Raw genomic sequence first — 17,296 nt, forward strand, 5'->3', positions numbered from 1 at the left:
TTTCGGTGCGGGTCAGTCCTCGCCGGACTCGCGCCAGCCCATCAGGATCGATCGGCCCCGTTCGGGGCGCCACGGGAGCGTCGCGGCCACGATGACCGCGCACACCACCAGGGTGCCGACCGCGACATAGGATGCGGCCTCGGCGCCCTGCATGGCCGCGACCTTCATGGCATGGATCAGATCCGCCTTCGCCTGCGCCAGCAGCGGATTCACCGGCGCCTTCACGATCCCGATGATGCTGATGGGCGTATTGCCCGCCAGTTCCTTCTGCTGCGCGTTCATGATCTGCGCGGGAATCGCGTCGATCCGGCCGCCGATCTTCCCGGCGTAGACCGAGGTCATGATCGAGCCCAGCAGGGCCACCCCGAGCGCGCCGCCCACTTCACGCGTGGTGTCGTTGACCGCCGAGCCCGCCCCCGCCTCCTCGAGCGGCACCGTGCCCATGATGGATTCGGTCGCCGGCCCCTGCACCACCGCGAAGCCCAGGCCCATCAGGATCATGGACACCACAACCGGTCCCAGATAAGGGGTTTCGACGGTGGTCCGGCCCGCGATGTACATGGCCACCGCCAGGATCAGCAGCCCGGACACCAGCATGGCCGTGGTGCCCACCCGCTGCGCCAGCATGGTCGCGATGGGTGCGCCGAAGCCCACCGCCACCGCGAAAGGCAGTGAGTGGATGCCGAATTCGAGCGGCGAGAGCTCCTTCACGCCCTGGAAGTACTGGGTGATCAGGAACAGGAAGCCGAATGCCGAGAAGTAGGACACCGTGATCGCCAGCGACGGCAGCGCGAAGCGGCGATTGCGGAACAGCCGCATATTCAGCACCGGCGCGGGCACCCGCAGCTCCCAGCCCACGAACGCGGCCAGCAGGGCGATCGAAAGCAGGTAGCCCGCAAGGCTTTCGGTCGCGAACCAGCCGTGCTTGGGGGCCTCGATGATGGACCACACCAGCGCGGTCACCCCGGCCAGGGACAGCAGGATGCCGATCTGGTCGAGCCGATCCACCTGGTCGGCACGGGATTCCGGCACGGTGGCCAGCACCGCCCCGATACCCGCCAGCGCCACGGGGACATTGATCCAGAACACCGAGTGCCAGGAGAAGTACTCGAGCAGCCAGCCGCCGACGGTCGGGCCGATGGCGACGGCGATGCCGGCCATGGCCGTCCACAGCGCGATGGCTGCGGCGCGTTCGCGGGCCGCGGTGAAGATATTGGTGATGAGCGCCAGCGTGGCCGGGAAGACCACGGCCGCGAACACGCCCATGCCGGCGCGCGCCGCGATGACCTGTCCGAGGCCGGAGGAGAGTGCGCCGGCGGCGGACATGACCGCGACACCGCTGAGTCCGATGATCATGAACAGCCGTCGCCCGAACCGGTCGCCGAGGTGTCCCATGGCGAGCAGCAGGCCGGAGAAGGCCAGGGTGAACGCGTCCACGATCCATTGCAGGCCGCTCATGTCGGCCTGCAGCTGCACGGCCATGGACGGCAGGGCCACATTGACCAGCGTGTTGTCCAGGACCACCAGCAGTTCCGCGAGACAGATGGCGATCAGGGCCGCCACCTTGGCCCGCTGCGGCAGTTCCGCCGCGGCCTGTCCGGATCCCGGGCTCGCCGTTGAGACGGTCATCCGACACCTCCTTACTAAACCGATCGGTTTACCAACAGGGTCAGACTAACTGTTACTAACGGTTGCACACAATCGTCGGCAGGCCATATGACCGACGCCACACAGCGGCTGCTTACACCTCCCCACCTGCACAAACGGAACGGCCCCTGCCAGATGACAGGGGCCGTGAACGCCGGAAGGTCTGTTTTTAGCCGAAGCGACCCGAGATGTAGTCCTCGGTCTGCTTCTGCGACGGGTTGGAGAAGATCTTCTCCGTCTCGTCGATCTCGATGAGCTTGCCCGGCTTGCCCTGCGCCTCCAGATTGAAGAAGGCGGTCTGGTCACTCACACGCGCGGCCTGCTGCATGTTGTGGGTGACGATGACGATGGTGAACTCCTTCTTCAGCTCGGTGATCAGATCCTCGATCGCGAGCGTGGAGATGGGGTCCAGCGCCGAACACGGCTCGTCCATGAGCAGCACGTCCGGCGACACCGCGATGGCGCGGGCGATGCACAGACGCTGCTGCTGACCACCGGACAGGCCACCGCCCGGCTTGTCGAGGCGGTCCTTGACCTCGTTCCAGAGGTTGGCGCCGCGCAGCGACTGCTCGGCCACCTCGTCCAGCTGGGACTTGTTGCGAATGCCCTGCAGCTTCAGGCCCGCCACCACATTGTCGCGAATCGACATGGTGGGGAACGGGTTCGGCCGCTGGAACACCATGCCGATGGTGCGGCGCACGCCGACCGGGTCGACCTGGGCGCCGTAGATGTCCTCGCCGTCGAGCAGCACCGCACCCTCGACGCGGGCCTCCGGGGTCACCTCGTGCATGCGGTTGAGCGCGCGCAGCACGGTCGACTTGCCACAACCGGACGGACCGATGAACGCGGTCACGCTGCGCGGCAGCACCGTCAGCCCGACATTGGCGACCGCATGGAACTTGCCGTAGTAGATATTGAGGTCTTTGACGTCAATTCGCTTGGCCATCAGTCTTTCCTTCTATCGGTTCCGCGTCAGCAGCTTGTTGACCGCCGCGGCGGCGAGGTACAGCAGCGCGATGATCAGGATCAGGGTCAGCGCCGCACCCCAGATGCGCTCGCGGCCGGCGGGCTCCGGATTCGACAGTTCCTGGTACATCAGCAGCGGAAGCGAGGCCATATTGCCGTTGAAGACATCGAAGTTGATGGCCTTCGAGTAACCCACCAGCACCAGCACCGGCGCGGTCTCACCCATGACGCGGGCGACGGCCAGCAGCATGCCCGAGATCATGCCCGGCGCGGCGGTCGGAATCACGATCCGCACAATGGTTTTCCACTTCGGAATGCCGAGAGCGTAAGAGGCTTCCCGCAATTCGTCCGGAACCAGCTTGAGCATCTCCTCGGTGCTGCGCACCACCACCGGCAGCATGAGCAGCACCAGGGCCAGCGACACCGCGAAGGCGCTCTGCGGGTTGCCGAAGGTGGCGATCCACAGCGCGAAGATGAACAGCGCGGCCACGATCGAGGGCACACCGGCCAGGATGTCCACCATGAAGGTGGTGGTCTTGGCCAGCCAGCCCCGGCCGTACTCGACCAGGAAGACGGCGGCCATGATGCCGAGCGGCACCGCGATGATCGCGGCGATGCCCGACTGCACGATGGTGCCGTAGATGGCGTGGTAGACACCGCCGGCGTGCTGATCGGGCAGCACACCGTTCTGCGACTTGGTCCACCAGTCGATATTGGCGACGGCCTTCGCGCCCTTCTGCATCACCACGTACAGCACCCAGAGCAGCGGCACCAGGGCCAGGCCGAAGCACAGCCAGACCAGGCCGGTGGCGACATTGTTCTTGAGCCGGCGGGCGACGCTGACATGCCGGAAGGTCGGCGCCTTGATCGGCTTGTCGAGTGTGGTGGTCATCCGTTGACCTTCCCGCCGGCCGCCAGCCGAGCCAGTGCGTTGACGACGAACGTCAGAGCGAACAACACGAAACCGGCGGCGATGTAGGCGCCGGTCGGCAGCTTCGAGCTGAATTCCGAAGCGGCCGAGGCGATCTTGGAGGCGAAGGTGTAGCCGCCGTCGAACAGCGACCAGTGGCCGGCCTTGGTCGAGGTGCGCAGCACGATCAGGACCGCGATGGTCTCACCGAGCGCGCGACCGAGGCCGAGCATGGAACCGGCGATCACGCCCGAGCGGCCGAACGGCAGCACGGTCAGGCGCACCACTTCCCACTTGGTGGCGCCCAGCGCCTGCGCCGCCTCGATCTGCGAGCGCGGGGTGAGGCCGAAGACCTCACGGCTGACGGAGGTGATGATCGGCAGGATCATCACCGCCAGCACCACACCGGCGGTGAAGATGGTGCCGCCACCGGCGATGCTGACATTGCCGTCGGAGAACAGGAACAACCAGTTCAGATTCTTGTTCAGGAAGTCCTGGAAGGGCCCCAGCTTGGGGGCCACGACCAGGAGACCCCAGAGACCGAACACGATCGACGGCACGGCCGCCAGCAGATCCACGATGATCGAGAACGGTCGCGCGAGCGCCTTCGGCGAATACTGCGTCAGGAACAGCGCGATGCCCACACCGATCGGCACGGCGATCGCCAGCGCGAACACCGAGCTCAGCACCGTGACCATGAACAGGTCCTTGATGCCGAAGCGCAGGTTGTTCTCGTCCTTGACGTTGAACTCGGTGGTGGTGAAGAAGTTCGCCTTGTTCGCCATGATCGAGGGCCACGCCCGGATCAGCAGGAACAGTGCGATCAGGGCGATGGCGGCGACGATGATCCCGCCGGCGGCCGTGGCCGCCGAGCGGAAGGCGAACTCCGCGCCGAACTTCGTGGGTGCGCCGCGCCCCGCGGCCGGTTTGGTGCTGGGTTCGGTCGGCATCAGCGCAGTATCCCCCGGCAGTTGGGCACGGTCATCCCTCGGGTCGGTCGAAACGGACAGACCCGAGGATGCAGCTTCGTCGTGCACGGTCATCGTGGTTTTTCGATCAGGCGATCACTGAATGGCGTTGATCGCGGTCGTCAGCTTGGTCTTGAACGCGTCCGGCAGCGGCACGTAGCCGGCGTGGGGGAGGGGGGGATGGCCGTTGCGGACCGCCGAGGCCAAGAACACCTCGACGGCCCCGGCGATGTTGGCGTCGCTGTACTTCGAGCAGACAATCTCGTAGGTGGCCAGCATGATCGGGTACGCGCCCGCGGTGGTGGGCTTGTAGATCGAGCTGTTGTCCAGCACCAGGTCGTTGCCCTGACCGGCGACCTTGGCGGCGTCGACGGCCTTGCCCGCGGACTCGGCGGTCAGCTCGACCGGCTTCGGGTCGTTGGAGGTGGCGGTGGTCAGCACGCGCACGGTGGACAGCTTCTGCGCCTTGGCGAAGGACCACTCGGTGTAGGTGATGGTGAACTTGGTGTTCGCGACCGCGCCCGAGGTGCCGTCCGAACCCTTGGCGCCCTCACCGACGCCACCGTTGAAGGCCTTGCCCGCGCCCTTGGTGTAGCCACCGGCGGCGGTCAGGTACTTCTGGAAGTTGTCGGTGGTGCCCGACTCGTCGGAGCGGAAGATCACGCCGATCTTGTCCGACGGCAGCTTGTCGGCCTTGTTGGTGTTCAGGGCCTTGATCTGCGGGTCGTTCCAGGTGGTGATGTCACCGGAGAAGATCTTGGCGAGGGTCGGCGGGTCCAGGACCAGGTCGTCCATGCCGGGGATGTTGTACGCGACGGCGATCGGGCCGAACACGGCCGGCAGGTTCCAGGCCGGGCTGCCGCAGCGGGCGGCGGCCTTGTCGGTCTCGCCCTTGTCGGCGGACAGCGGCGAGTCCGAACCGGCGAAATCGGTCTGGTTGCCGATGAATTCGTTCACGCCGGCGCCGGAGCCCGAGCCGGTGTAGTCCAGCTTGGCGCCGCTGCAGTTCGCCTGGTAGGCGGCAACGAAGCGGTCCATCGCGTTCTTCTGGGCGGTCGAGCCGCTGGCCTTCAGCGAGGTCTTCCCGCCACACGCGACGTCGATTTTGGCGGCGCCATTGGCGGTGCTGTTGTTGTCACTGCCACAGGCGGACAGAGTCAGGGCACCGGCCGCGGCCAACACACCGAGCAGGGCGCTGCTGCGCTTGAGATTCACCTATTCCTCCGGGAATCACGATTGCACGTCCAACCCCTCAACGGTCGGACGGGCGCGATTGGCGGCTGTTCGCTGCGAACTAGCGCACCGGGCAGCGGTCTGCGGCCCACTTGCAACGTAAGGGCACCTGGTTGACAGTTGGACCAGCACAGGTGAACGAGAGATGAACAACCCACCCTGATTGCGGCACACCGGATGTGACATTAACCGCACTGTTGCCGAAGGGATTTCAGGACCCGCTCGAGTAGGCGACGTCGATGTGGAATCGGGTGAAACCGAGCCGGGTGTAGGTGTGGACGGCCGCGGTGTTGTCGCCCTCGGTGTAGAGCAGCACCGCACCGAGACCGCGGTCCCGCAGATAGTGCAGACCCGCCAGGGTCAGCAGCCGGCCGAGGCCGCGTCCCTGCGCATCGGGGTCGATGCCGACCACGTAGACCTCACCGATCGGCGGGGTCTCGTCGGAATGCACCTTGGTCCAGTGGAATCCGAGGACGCGCTCGGGCCGCGCCGGATCCACGGCGATGAACAGACCCTTGGGGTCGAACCAGGATTCGGCGCGGCGGGCGTCGATATCGCGCTCGGTCCAGCCGCCCTGTTCGGGATGCCAGGAGAAGGCGGCACTGTTCACACGCAGCAGTTCGGCATCGTCGGAAGGCCCTGTGTAAGTGCGTAGTTCGAGTCCGTCGGGCACGGCCAATTCCGGTAGCTCCGAATTAGCCAGTTCTCTTCGCATTTGCCACAATTCACGCGAAACGGACAAGCCCAACCGGGCCGCCACCGCCCGCGCGGGCGGCAGGTCACCGTGCGCCCAGACCCGCGCACCCGGCCCGCCCGCGGCCAGTGCGGCGGCCACCAGACCTGCGCCGATCCCGTTTCCGCGAGCCGCCGGATCCACGGCGACCTCCGCCATGGCCGGATGCTCGTCATGGGCCGGAACCAGATTCGCGTACCCGGCGACCGCGCCATCGCGGATGTCCACCAGATGTCGTGCGGGCGAATCATTTCCGAGCGAGAGCACCGCTTGTTCGGATACCGGTGCCACACCGTCGGCGGCGGTGGCGCGCTCCAGGACCGCCCGCACCTGCGCGGCGGTCTCGGCGGGCAGGCGGTCGGCCCAGGAAGTCATCAGAGAGCGCCGTTCGCCGTGGTCAATTCGGAGTCGTCGGTGCCGTCGGAGTCGGGGAAGGTGACCGCCTCGCCCTTGCCGGCCGTGCGCGCCGGGCGCACCGCTTTGTAGCCGACATTGCGGACCGTGCCGATCAGCGACTCGTATTCACTGCCCAGCTTGGCGCGCAGGCGTCGCACGTGCACGTCCACGGTGCGGGTGCCGCCGAAGAAGTCGTAGCCCCAGACCTCCTGCAGCAGCTGGGCACGGGTGAACACCCGGCCGGCGTGCTGCGCCAGGTATTTGAGGAGTTCGAACTCCTTGTAGGTCAGGTCGAGCGGGCGGCCGCGCAGCCGGGCGGTGTAGGTGCCCTCGTCGATCACCAGCTCGCCGAGGGTGATCTTGCCGGTGTTCTCCGGGCTGGCGACCCCGCCGTTGCGGGCCACCAGCAGGCGCAACCGGGCGTCGAGCTCGGCGGGCCCGGTGCCGGGCAGCAGGATGTCGTCGAGTCCCCAGTCCGCGTTCACCGCGACCAGACCGCCCTCGGTCAGCACGGCCACCACCGGCACCGACGATCCGGTGCTGCCCAGCAAGCGGCACAGTCCCCGCGCGGCGGCCAGATCGGTGCGGGCATCGACCAGCGCCACGTCGGCGGAACCCGCCTCGAGCAGCGATGCCACCTCGGTGGGCGCGGGTCGCACGTGGTGCGGCAGCAACGCCAGCGACGGCAACACCGACTCGGGGTTGGGGTCGGAGGTCAGCAGGAGCAGCTCCATGGGGGCCCTCCATCCCATCTGGCATGTGTGTGGCTACCGCATTGTCCGCCACTACCTCATGCAGGTCATCACAGGTAATCGCTGCCTACATTAGCGTGTCTCGGCCGACACCCTCGTATTCCGGCCAGCCGTCGCAACCGTTCGGTCCGGTCCGGTTCCCATTCACCTGTCATTCACCGGGCCGCGACCGGCCCGAGTCGGACGTCGGCGGGTGGTAACGGCACACCTCCCTATTAGGGTGCAGCTATGCGTTTCCGGAGGCTGCTCATCGGACTGCTCTGCCTGGCAGGGCTGGCCGTCCTACTCGATTTCGGGGTAGCGGCGTATTCCGAGTACCGGGTCTCGCGACTCCTGCGGACCGGTTCGGACCTGAGCGCCGATCCGGAGATCACCATTCACGAGTCGCTGCGGCACCCGTTCGTCGCCCAGGCGCTGGACGGTCAGTATGGAAACATCGACGTCCGCGCCCGCGCCATGCGCCCGGACATTCCCGGCCGGATCACGGTCGAGGCCGATCTGACCGGCGCGCACCTGTCGATGCGCAATCTCATCGACGGCAATGTGGGCCAGGTCCCGGTGGACGAGGTGCAGGCCCGCATGCGCATCGAGCCGACCGAGCTGGGCCGGCTGTTCAAGATTCCGGACCTGCAGGTCTTCGGCCCACCCACCGACAAGTCCGACGGCTCCGGCGGTTCCGGCAGTGTCCCCACGACCAACGGGGGCACCATCATCCTGGAGGGCACCGTGCCGGTCGGCCCGGACGCCGACACCGTGGCGGTCACCGATCCGCGCGGCGACGGCGGCGAGAAGGTGACGAAGAAGAAGGTGCACGTGCTCGCCGATCTGCGGCTGGTGGGCGACGAGGTGCGGATCACCGCCACCGCCATCGCGGGCCGGGACCTGCAGGCCGACACCGATTCGGTGCTCCCCGACCAGGACCGGATCGTCATCCCCGAGCAGGACCGGCCCGCGGTGCTGGCCCGCTTCACCCGTACCCTCGACACCAAGAACATGCCGTTCGGCATCGTCCCGACCCGGGTCCAGGCCAGCGGCGGGCAGATCGTGGTGGAGGGCGCCGGCCGCAATGCGATCGTCGACCTGGACAGGTTGCAGAAACAATGATCGCGATCGAGATTCTGGTGGTCATGCTGGTCCTGGCGACCGGCGTGGGAATCCTGGTGCGCCGCAACGAGGGTCGCGTGCGCGCCGCCGCCGCGGCGAATCCGCCTGAGCCCGAATCGAATCGGGCCGCGCTGCTGGCCGCGGCCGGCGTGATCCCGGGACGGCCCACCGTGCTGCACTTCTCGGCCGACTGGTGCGGCCCGTGCGCGGCGGTGCGCCGGGTGGTCGCGTCGGTGGTCGGCGAGCTGGAGTCGGCCGAGCTGCCGCCACTGGATCTCGAGGTCGACATCGACGCGTATCCGGAGCTGGCGCGCGAGCTGAACGTGCTCTCGCTGCCCACCACTTTCGGATTGGATTCTCGAGGATTGGAACGCTTCCGTATCTCCGGCGTTCCGAAGGCGGCGGATCTGCGCACGTCATTGGCCCCTTTAACGGTCGCCGGCTCCGCTGAGTGATCAGCATTACGGACCCCGGGTCCAATTTCCCCCGAAAATTGGGTAAACTGCCTCTCGTGCAATCCAACCGCGAGCTGATGCTCACCCGACGCCGCACGGTAGACCTGTGCCGGCTCGGTGGTTGTTGCTGCCTGTGCCGCTAGCCGGTCGGCCTTTCGTATTCCCCTGTCGCCGACCGGATTTGACCCGCTGTCGAGAGATCGTTTCGATCCTCCGGCGATCTGGCCAATACACCTTCAGCGCAGGAGCACTCCCATGTCGAACCCTCATCCGAGCACATCACCCGCAGGGCGGAGCACACCGCCCGCCGGGCAGGTGGATGTCCGCGGCCCCCGCTTCGCCGCCTGGATCACCACCGCGGTGCTCGCCCTCGTTCTGATCCTCGCCGCCGTCTCGGTTCCCGCCGCGACCGTGCTGCTGGCGCTGCAGGCCATCGTGTTCGGCCTCGGCGCGGCCCACGGTCCGCGCCGGAGCCCGTACGGCCGGCTCTACGCCGCCGCGGTCGCCCCGCGCATCGGTGCGCCGACCGAGCTGGAACCCGTTGCGCCGCTGCGGTTCGCGCAGCTGGTCGGCCTGGCCTTCGCGGTGCTGGGCGTACTGGGCTTCGCGGCCGGCAGCCCCGTGGCGGGCGCGATCTTCACCGGATTCGCGCTGTTCGCAGCCTTCCTCAACGCGGCCTTCGGAATCTGCCTGGGCTGCAAGATCTATCCGCTGGTCGCGCGGTTCCGCTCGGCCCCGGGCAGCACCGTCCCGACCTCGACCAGCTCCGTGAACTCCTCTGTCTGACCCCCGACCGTCCATCCCTCAACCACACGAACGCAACGCCTGTACCGGCACCGCATCGAAAGGAACAACATGGCTCGCTCCGATGTCCTGGTCTCCGCAGACTGGGTCGAAGAGAACCTCAACACCCCGGGCGTCGTCCTCGTCGAGGTCGACGAAGACACCTCGGCCTACGACCTGGGACACATCGAGGGCGCCGTGCGTCTCGACTGGAAGAAGGACCTGCAGGACCAGGTTCGCCGCGACTTCGTGAGCCAGGAGCAGTTCTCTGCCCTGCTGTCCGCGCGTGGCATCGCCAACGACGACACCGTGGTGCTATACGGCGGCAACAACAACTGGTTCGCGGCCTACGCCTACTGGTACTTCAAGCTGTACGGCCACCAGGACGTCAAGCTGCTCGACGGTGGCCGCAAGAAGTGGGAGCTGGACGGCCGTGAGCTGACCAAGGAGATCAAGGACCGCGCTGCCACCGAGTACAAGGCTGCCGCGCAGGACCTGTCCATCCGCGCCTTCCGCGACGAGGTCATCGAGGCCATCGGTGCCAAGAACCTGGTCGACGTGCGCTCCCCCGACGAGTTCTCGGGCAAGATCCTGGCTCCCGCGCACCTGCCGCAGGAGCAGTCGCAGCGTCCGGGCCACATCCCGACCGCCATCAACGTGCCGTGGTCCAAGGCCGCGAACGAGGACGGCACCTTCAAGAGCGACGCCGACCTGGCGGAGATCTACAAGGAGGCCGGGCTGGACGGCGACAAGCTGACCATCGCCTACTGCCGCATCGGTGAGCGTTCCTCGCACACCTGGTTCGTGCTGCAGGAGCTGCTGGGCCACCAGAACGTCAAGAACTACGACGGGTCCTGGACCGAGTACGGGTCCCTCGTCGGTGCACCGATCGAGTTGGGAGCGTAATTACCTATGTGTGCAGCACCTACCCAGGGCCAGGCCCTGCCCGCCAACGTCGACGTCGAGAAGGAGACGGTCATCACCGGCCGCGTCCTGACCGCTGACGGCCAGACCGTCGGTGGCGCGTTCGTCCGCCTGCTGGACGGCAACGGCGACTTCACCGCCGAGGTCGTGGCCTCGGGCACCGGCGACTTCCGCTTCTTCGCGGCGCCGGGCACGTGGACCCTGCGCGCGCTGTCCGCGTCCGGCAACGGCACCGTCGAGGTGTCGCCGGAGGGCGCCGGCATCCACAACGTGGACGTCAGCGTCGCCAAGTAGGCGAAACATCAAGAACGGCCCCGGGATTCGTGATCCCGGGGCCGTTCTCGTGCGTGCCGGAGTTTTTCCCGGGGTCGTTTTCACGTGATCCCGGCGGTGCGATTACACTCCCAGACGTGGTGCTTACCTTCGAGATTCTGCTGGTTCTCGTCTCCGTGCTGATCGCCTGGTTCGGTCTGTACGTCCTCTACCGGCTGTTCACCGAGTCGTGACAGATCCGGCCCACGAGAACATCGAAAAGGGAGTGGCCAACGGTTCGTCGTCGTCGACGCCGATCGTTCGCCACGACGAGGGCGCGAAGCCCGCTGATGCTGCCGCCCTCCGGCGCAGCGGCGACCAGGCGGTCGCGGACGCGGCCGAGCGTGCCAAGTCGACCGGGTCGCTGAACGTTCCGACGCTCCCCGATCTGCCGTTGCCCGTCGATACCGCGAACCTGCGGCTGGGCCCGGATCTGAGTTCCTCCATGCTCGCGCTGCTGCCGCTGGTCGGTGTGTGGCGCGGTGAGGGCGAGGGCAATGATTTCGAGACCGGCGACTACCGCTTCGGTCAGCAGATCATCGTCTCGCACGACGGCGGCGACTACCTGACCTGGGAGGCGCGCTCCTGGAAGCTGGACGCCCAGGGCGAGTACGCGGGCCCGGATCTGCGGGAGAGCGGTTTCTGGCGGGTCGGCATCGACGGTGACGACGAGGTGCTGGAGCTGCTGCTCACCCACTCCACCGGCATTGTCGAGCTGTTCTACGGCCAGGCGCTCACCCAGTCCTCCTGGGAGCTGGCCACCGACGTGGTGATCCGCAGCCAGTCCGGCATCGTGGTGGGCGGCGCGAAGCGGCTCTACGGCATTGTCGAGGGCGGCGACCTGGGCTACGTCGAGGAGCGCATCGCCGCCGACGGCGCACTGGAGCCGCGGCTCTCGGCACGGTTGCAGCGCTACATCGGCTAGCAGATTCAGCGAAGCCCCGTCCGGCCGGACGGGGCTTTTTCATGCGTGGATGTGCGGAACAGGTACGGCCCCCGAGTCATACCAGCGGAAGATGCAACATTTTCACGCTGATCCGGTCGGACGGACCGTAACTCGGGGGCCGGGTGGCTGCCTTGGATTCGCGAGGGCTCGCGCGATCGGAATCCGATTGCAGCGGTAGCGCCTAGCTGGCAGCCACCTCACGCGTCCTAGAAATCATTCTCGAACCACCTCCTTCCTGTGTACCGACGAAATTAGTCGGATGAGACAGTGGCGGCAACGTATTTTCTCGGATTGCGAAATCACAGGTCAGGCCGGCGTTGTGGGAATAGATCGAGCGATGGCGACGGTGCCGCCCGGCTCGACGCGAACGATGGTGTCCGCCTTCGTGTCCGGCGGCAGCTGGTGGGTGACGACGACCACGGTGCGGTCACGCTCCACCAGGCCGCTGGATTCGTCGAGCAGGCGGCGCAGCAGCTCGGCCCCGGCTTCGGCCTCCAGGTGTTCGGTGGGTTCGTCGAGCAGCAATACGCGGGCCGGGGCGAGCAGGGCGCGGGCCAGCAGGAGGCGCCGGCGCTGACCACCCGAGACCGCGGCCGCGCCGCCGACCAGATCGGTCTCGACGCCGTCGGGGAGGGAGTCCAGCCAGTCGCCGGCTCCGACCGCGCGCAGAGCGGATTCGGCCTCACCCGGGGTGATGTCGCCGCGGGCCACGCGCAGGTTCTCCAGCACCGTCGTGCCGAACAGGTGCGCGTCCTCGGCGAAGAAGGTGACGCCCGGGCGCGGCGTCTCGAAGAGCCCGGCCCAGGACATCAGCAGCGTGGTCTTGCCCGCGCCGCTGGGGCCGACCACGGCGATCCGGCGCCCAGGCGGCAGCGCGGGGAGATTCGGTGCGGGAGCCTCGGATTCGCCGTGCTCGAGCCGATCCAGGCGGTGCAGGGCGGCGCGACCGGTGGTGAGGGCCTGCGCGGCAGCCGGGAGCACCGCCACGGCCTCGAAGGCGGACAGCGGCACCAGGACCAGCACCGTGAACGCCATCGGGGTGATGCCGCCCGGCGGGACGGTCTGGAAGCCGGCGGTCGGGATGGGAGAACCGCTGCCGTACAGCACGATTCCGATGAGCAGCGCCCCCAGCACGCTCACCCCGATGGACAGTGGCAGCACCGCCGCGGCCCACGCGCTGCGTGCCGCCGCCCGATCCTCCGCCGCGACCGCCCGCTGCCCCGCCGCGGCGGCCGCGCCGACCGCCTCGGAAAGCCGGCCCGCCACCCGCAATTCGGGCGCGTGGTCCAGCACGGTCAGCGCCTCGGCGGTGAACTCGGTGCGATCGGCCCGCACCGCGAGCTCCGCCTCCCGGGCCGCACGCGCCGACAGCCACGGCGCGATGATGCCCGAAACGGCCAGCGCCACCGCCAGAATCACCGCCGCGGACACCGAGATACTCGCCAGCAGTCCGACGCCCAGCAGCGACAGGATCAACGCCACCGCGATCGGGACGAACGCGCGCACCACCACGGCCCCGAGATCGTCGATATCGCTCATGACCCGGCCGAGCAGCTCACCGCGCCGCAGATTCGTCGGATCCCCCCGCCGGGCTCCGTCTTCCGCGCCCGCCGGTCCGGCGGCATCGCCGTCCGCCGACCCGGTCCGCCGCAACCGCCAGATGTCCGCACCCGCCAGCGTCCGATAGGTCGTGGTCCGCGCGGTGCTCATGGACCGCAACGCCACATCGTGAGTGGCCAGCCGCTCCAGATACCGGCACAGCCCCCGCGAAATACCCAGCGCCCGAACGGTCACCACGGCAATGCTCAGATCCAGCACCGGCGGCATCTGCCACGCCCGCGCAATCAGCCACGCCGCCAACGCCGCCAGCCCGAGCCCGCTCCCGAGCGCCAGCACCCCCCACCCCACCGACAGCGCCATCCGCCCCCGCGACAGCTCGAGCAGCTCCCGAATCCGCCGGAAATCGGCCAGTACCGCCCTCATCGCGCCGACACCTCCATCGAGCTCACCGCGCCCGCGCTCCCGGTCGCGCCGCTCCCGGCTCGGCCGAGTGCGCCCCCGTCCGCTCGACGGGGACTCGGATCCGCTCGCGGACCCGATACCGACTCGGCGGCAGCGGTTTCCGGCGCGGGTCCGCAGGCACCCGGATCCGGAGCGGCCGCTGACCCTTCGATCCCTGTTCCGGTGGATGCGCCGGAAGACCCTGGCGCGGCGTTGCCGCTGAGCTCGGCAGCCGAGTTCGTCGCCGCCTGTGATTGCCGTGGGGCAGCGGCCGTCGTATCCGACTGTGGTTCATGCTCGGACTGCGCCGTGGTCGTGGCCCGGACTTCGACCACGTGGTCTGCGATGGCGAGAACGGAGGGGCGGTGGGCGACCACGACAACGGTGGCTCCGGCGCGGGCGCGGGCGGTCAGGGCCGCGAGAACCGTTGTCTCGGAGGCATCGTCGAGGTGGGCGGTGGGTTCGTCCAGGAGCAGGATCGTGCGCGGGGCGGCGAGGGTGCGGGTGAGGGCGAGGCGCTGGCGCTGGCCCAGGGAGAGGCCGATGCCGCCGGCGCCGAGCACGGTGTCCCAGCGGGACGGGAGGGTGGCCAGGACTGCGTCGAAACCGGTTGCGGCGCAGGCGGCGTCGATCTGGTCCGGGCCGGATGGGGGGCCCAGGAGTTCGAGGTTGGCGCGGAGGGTGCCGGGGACGAGAACCGGGCGCTGGGGCAGCCAGGCGATGTGGGACCACCACTGGTCGGGGTCCAGGTCGGAGACGGGTATGCCGTTGACGAGAACGCTTCCGGAGTCCGGGGTGAGCAGGCCCAGGATGGCTTGCAGCGCGGTCGATTTGCCGCACCCGTTCGGGCCGGTCAGGACGGTGACCGTGCCCGGCCGGAGGGCAGCGGACAGCCCTTCGGGTGCGTATCCGTCGCGCGACCGCACGGTGAGTTCGCGGATGTCGATGTGGCCGTGCGGGTTCCGGCGCTGGGGTCCGGCCGGCACGGGCGTCGGCGCGGAGGATGCCGCATCGGTGTTCGCGTCGGCGGCCGGCGCGGTGTCCGGCTCGAGGATGGCGAAAGCCTTGTCGGCGGCGGCCATTCCGTCCTGGGCAGCGTGGAAACGTTCGCCGACGGCGCGCAGCGGGAGGTACACCTCGGGGGCGAGGATGAGGGCGAGCAGGCCCGCGTACAGGCCCATGTGGCCGAACACCAGGCGCATGCCGATGGAGACCGCGACCAGGGCCACGCACAGGGTGGCGAGCATCTCCAGGACCATGGAGGACAGGAACGCCAGGCGCAGCGCCGACATGGTCCGGCGGTGCAGCACATCGCCGAGCTCGCGGACCCGGCACGCCATGCTGCGCGGTGAATCACCGTCTCCCCCACCGCTGTCCGCGCGTCCCGTCTCGCGGCCGAGCGCGCGCAGGGTCGGCATGCCCGCGAAGAGGTCGAGGAGCTGGTCGGAGAGCCGGGTGGTGGCGGCCAGGGTGCCGGCGGATTTCCCCTGGGTGAGCAGGCCGATGAGGATCATGAAGATCGGGATCAGCGGCAGGGTGACGAAGATGATCAGGCCGGAGACCCAGTCGTGCACCGCGATCACGGCCAGCACCACCGGTGGGACGAGCATCGCCAGCAGCAGGGCGGGCAGGTAGCCCGCGAGGTAGGCGCGCAGCCCGCTCAATCCGGAGCCGACCACGACCGCGAGTTCGGTGCGGCGGCTCTCCAATTCCCGGGGCGGGAGCTGGGCCCCGGCTGCCAGCGCGGCGGTCTCGAGTTCGGCGACCACCTGCGCCCCGGCCCGGTGCGCGAGCCGCGACTGCCACCAGGTGGCGGCCGCCCGGCACCCGACCGCGACCGCGAAGACCACCAGTTCGGCGGTCCAGGAGCCGATGCGGCGCTGATCCGGTTCGGTGATGACCCCCGCGAGCACCCGCGCCAGCGCGAGCGCCGCGACGACGATGCACCCTGTGGTGACCAGCGACAACCCCACGCTCAGCCCGAGATACCTGCGGGCGGAGCGAGCGTGCCGCCACAGTCGCGGGTCCACCGGTCGTGCCATGGTCGATCTCCTCTGCGAACGGGCGCGCCGGGCCCGTAGACAGCACGTCCGGCGCGCCCGCTCCGTTCAGCTCTTCGCGGATTCCATGGGCAGCCCGATCGAGGCCGGGATCTGCTCCACGGTGAGCCGCTTGCGGAACACCCAGTACGTCCAAGCCTGGTAGATCAGCACGATCGGGACCAGGGCCACCGCAACCCAGCTCATCACCACCAGCGTGTAGTGGGTCGAGGACGCCGCCACGGTGCCGCCGCGGCCGTCGACGGTGAGGCTGTACGCGTCATTGATGGTGGACGGCAGCACATTCGGGAACAGCGACCCGAACAGCAGCACGGTGGCCGCCGCGATGGTGACCGCGGTGCCCGTGAAGGCCCAGCCGTCCCGGCCCCGGATGGCGGCGAGACCCGCCACCACCAGTCCGACCACGGCCAGCACCAGCGGAATCCAGGTCCAGCCCTTACCGTGGGCGAGCTGGGTCCAGATGCCGAAGGACGCCACCACCACCGCGGTTGGCGCGAAGATCAGCCGGATGATGCGGTGGGCGTCATCGCGCACCTCGCTGCCGGTCTTCAGGGCGATGAACACCGCGCCGTGCAGCAGGAACAGCAGCAGCGTGGCCAGCCCACCGAGAATGCCGTACGGGTTGAGCAGGTCGAGCAGCGTGCCCTGGATGTGCTTGTGCTCGTTGAGCTGCACACCGCGCACGATGTTCGCGAAGGCCAGACCCCAGGCCAGCGCCGGAATCCACGACCCGAGCGCAATGCCCACGTCACACCAGGTGCGCCAGCGCGGATCGTTGATCTTGCCGCGCCACTCGATGGCGCAGGCCCGCGCGATCAGCCCGACCAGGATGAGCAGCAGCGCCAGGTAGAACCCGGAGAACAGGCTGGCGTACCACTCCGGGAAGGCGGCGAACATGGCGCCGCCGCCGGTGAGCAGCCACACCTCGTTGCCATCCCATACCGGGCCGATGGTGTTGAGCACGGTCCGCTTCTTCTGCTCGTCGCCGCGACCGATGATCGGCATCAGCATGCCGACGCCGAAGTCGAAGCCCTCCAGCACGAAATAGCCGGTGAACAGCACCGCGATCAGGAGAAACCAGAATTCTGGGAGACTCATCCTCGGCT

The 17,296-nt window shown here is 68.4% G+C and carries 15 protein-coding genes and 1 pseudogene; 6 read left to right on the forward strand and 10 right to left on the reverse strand.

Annotation, left to right across the window (positions count from 1 at the left end; all coding sequences use genetic code 11):
• Nucleotides 1-12: 12 nt before the first annotated feature.
• The 7 genes from ACFXN1_RS09010 to ACFXN1_RS09040 form a co-directional block, all read right to left on the reverse strand.
• Entirely contained in the window at nucleotides 13-1,629 is a 1,617-nt protein-coding gene (locus ACFXN1_RS09010; RefSeq protein WP_379435784.1) for an MFS transporter, read from the reverse strand.
• A gap of 187 nt (nucleotides 1,630-1,816) precedes the next feature.
• A complete protein-coding gene (pstB, locus tag ACFXN1_RS09015) occupies nucleotides 1,817-2,593 on the reverse strand; it encodes a phosphate ABC transporter ATP-binding protein PstB (RefSeq protein ID WP_040854892.1) in 777 nt (258 codons plus the stop codon).
• A gap of 12 nt (nucleotides 2,594-2,605) precedes the next feature.
• Nucleotides 2,606-3,505 carry a phosphate ABC transporter permease PstA gene (gene pstA, locus ACFXN1_RS09020; protein WP_379397983.1) on the reverse strand — a complete coding sequence of 300 codons (900 nt, stop codon included), beginning with the start codon at nucleotides 3,503-3,505 and terminating at the stop codon, nucleotides 2,606-2,608.
• The gene (pstC, locus tag ACFXN1_RS09025) at nucleotides 3,502-4,473 is read right to left on the reverse strand and encodes a phosphate ABC transporter permease subunit PstC (protein ID WP_356998922.1); all 972 of its coding nucleotides are present in this window, start codon (nucleotides 4,471-4,473) and stop codon (nucleotides 3,502-3,504) included. The genes pstA and pstC overlap by 4 nt, the downstream gene beginning before the upstream one ends.
• A gap of 114 nt (nucleotides 4,474-4,587) precedes the next feature.
• Entirely contained in the window at nucleotides 4,588-5,706 is a 1,119-nt protein-coding gene (gene pstS / locus ACFXN1_RS09030; RefSeq protein ID WP_379463533.1) for a phosphate ABC transporter substrate-binding protein PstS, read from the reverse strand.
• A gap of 229 nt (nucleotides 5,707-5,935) precedes the next feature.
• Nucleotides 5,936-6,832 carry a mycothiol synthase gene (gene mshD / locus ACFXN1_RS09035; RefSeq protein ID WP_379435781.1) on the reverse strand — a complete coding sequence of 299 codons (897 nt, stop codon included), beginning with the start codon at nucleotides 6,830-6,832 and terminating at the stop codon, nucleotides 5,936-5,938.
• Entirely contained in the window at nucleotides 6,832-7,587 is a 756-nt protein-coding gene (locus tag ACFXN1_RS09040; protein WP_379397989.1) for a winged-helix domain-containing protein, read from the reverse strand. Before ACFXN1_RS09040 ends, mshD begins: the two co-directional genes overlap by 1 nt.
• Nucleotides 7,588-7,833: 246 nt before the next feature.
• On the opposite strand from ACFXN1_RS09040, the gene ACFXN1_RS09045 reads away from it, so the two are divergent.
• The 6 genes from ACFXN1_RS09045 to ACFXN1_RS09070 all read left to right on the forward strand — a co-directional run bounded on the left by ACFXN1_RS09045 (nucleotide 7,834) and on the right by ACFXN1_RS09070 (nucleotide 12,108).
• Nucleotides 7,834-8,709, forward strand: a complete 876-nt coding sequence (locus ACFXN1_RS09045) for an LmeA family phospholipid-binding protein (RefSeq protein WP_379435780.1) — start codon at nucleotides 7,834-7,836, stop codon at nucleotides 8,707-8,709.
• Complete coding sequence (locus tag ACFXN1_RS09050; protein WP_354830975.1) at nucleotides 8,706-9,164, forward strand: thioredoxin family protein; 459 nt, start codon at nucleotides 8,706-8,708, stop codon at nucleotides 9,162-9,164. The genes ACFXN1_RS09045 and ACFXN1_RS09050 overlap by 4 nt, the downstream gene beginning before the upstream one ends.
• A gap of 255 nt (nucleotides 9,165-9,419) precedes the next feature.
• The gene (locus ACFXN1_RS09055) at nucleotides 9,420-9,950 is read left to right on the forward strand and encodes a DUF4395 domain-containing protein (RefSeq protein ID WP_379435778.1); all 531 of its coding nucleotides are present in this window, start codon (nucleotides 9,420-9,422) and stop codon (nucleotides 9,948-9,950) included.
• Nucleotides 9,951-10,019: 69 nt separating this feature from the next.
• Nucleotides 10,020-10,853 carry a sulfurtransferase gene (locus ACFXN1_RS09060; protein ID WP_379435776.1) on the forward strand — a complete coding sequence of 278 codons (834 nt, stop codon included), beginning with the start codon at nucleotides 10,020-10,022 and terminating at the stop codon, nucleotides 10,851-10,853.
• Between the two features lie 6 nt (nucleotides 10,854-10,859).
• Complete coding sequence (locus tag ACFXN1_RS09065; RefSeq protein ID WP_354830981.1) at nucleotides 10,860-11,165, forward strand: DUF1416 domain-containing protein; 306 nt, start codon at nucleotides 10,860-10,862, stop codon at nucleotides 11,163-11,165.
• Between the two features lie 274 nt (nucleotides 11,166-11,439).
• Nucleotides 11,440-12,108 (forward strand): FABP family protein, encoded by a 669-nt coding sequence (locus ACFXN1_RS09070; RefSeq protein ID WP_379435863.1) that lies wholly within the window; start codon nucleotides 11,440-11,442, stop codon nucleotides 12,106-12,108.
• Between the two features lie 327 nt (nucleotides 12,109-12,435).
• On the opposite strand, the gene ACFXN1_RS09075 is transcribed toward ACFXN1_RS09070, so the two are convergent.
• The 3 genes and pseudogenes from ACFXN1_RS09075 to cydB form a co-directional block, all read right to left on the reverse strand.
• A complete protein-coding gene (locus ACFXN1_RS09075) occupies nucleotides 12,436-14,112 on the reverse strand; it encodes an ATP-binding cassette domain-containing protein (protein WP_379435775.1) in 1,677 nt (558 codons plus the stop codon).
• 335 nt (nucleotides 14,113-14,447) lie between these two features.
• Nucleotides 14,448-16,172 (reverse strand): annotated as a pseudogene (cydD, locus tag ACFXN1_RS09080) (thiol reductant ABC exporter subunit CydD); the annotation flags it as partial.
• A gap of 66 nt (nucleotides 16,173-16,238) precedes the next feature.
• A complete protein-coding gene (gene cydB / locus ACFXN1_RS09085) occupies nucleotides 16,239-17,288 on the reverse strand; it encodes a cytochrome d ubiquinol oxidase subunit II (protein ID WP_379435773.1) in 1,050 nt (349 codons plus the stop codon).
• Between the last annotated feature and the right edge of the window lie 8 nt (nucleotides 17,289-17,296).

The sequence above is a fragment of the Nocardia sp. NPDC059154 genome (assembly GCF_042755705.1).
In the GTDB taxonomy this organism is placed as follows: domain Bacteria; phylum Actinomycetota; class Actinomycetes; order Mycobacteriales; family Mycobacteriaceae; genus Nocardia.

Excerpts from the sequence above, each read along its gene's own strand:
- ACFXN1_RS09010 (WP_379435784.1), bottom strand. The coding sequence starts at position 1,629 with ATGACCGTCTCAACGGCGAGCCCGGGATCCGGACAGGCCGCGGCGGAA.
- pstB (WP_040854892.1), bottom strand. The coding sequence starts at position 2,593 with ATGGCCAAGCGAATTGACGTCAAAGACCTCAATATCTACTACGGCAAG.
- pstA (WP_379397983.1), bottom strand. The coding sequence starts at position 3,505 with ATGACCACCACACTCGACAAGCCGATCAAGGCGCCGACCTTCCGGCAT.
- pstC (WP_356998922.1), bottom strand. The coding sequence starts at position 4,473 with ATGCCGACCGAACCCAGCACCAAACCGGCCGCGGGGCGCGGCGCACCC.
- mshD (WP_379435781.1), bottom strand. The coding sequence starts at position 6,832 with ATGACTTCCTGGGCCGACCGCCTGCCCGCCGAGACCGCCGCGCAGGTG.
- ACFXN1_RS09040 (WP_379397989.1), bottom strand. The coding sequence starts at position 7,587 with ATGGAGCTGCTCCTGCTGACCTCCGACCCCAACCCCGAGTCGGTGTTG.
- ACFXN1_RS09045 (WP_379435780.1), top strand. The coding sequence starts at position 7,834 with ATGCGTTTCCGGAGGCTGCTCATCGGACTGCTCTGCCTGGCAGGGCTG.
- ACFXN1_RS09050 (WP_354830975.1), top strand. The coding sequence starts at position 8,706 with ATGATCGCGATCGAGATTCTGGTGGTCATGCTGGTCCTGGCGACCGGC.
- ACFXN1_RS09055 (WP_379435778.1), top strand. The coding sequence starts at position 9,420 with ATGTCGAACCCTCATCCGAGCACATCACCCGCAGGGCGGAGCACACCG.
- ACFXN1_RS09060 (WP_379435776.1), top strand. The coding sequence starts at position 10,020 with ATGGCTCGCTCCGATGTCCTGGTCTCCGCAGACTGGGTCGAAGAGAAC.
- ACFXN1_RS09065 (WP_354830981.1), top strand. The coding sequence starts at position 10,860 with ATGTGTGCAGCACCTACCCAGGGCCAGGCCCTGCCCGCCAACGTCGAC.
- ACFXN1_RS09075 (WP_379435775.1), bottom strand. The coding sequence starts at position 14,112 with ATGAGGGCGGTACTGGCCGATTTCCGGCGGATTCGGGAGCTGCTCGAG.
- cydB (WP_379435773.1), bottom strand. The coding sequence starts at position 17,288 with ATGAGTCTCCCAGAATTCTGGTTTCTCCTGATCGCGGTGCTGTTCACC.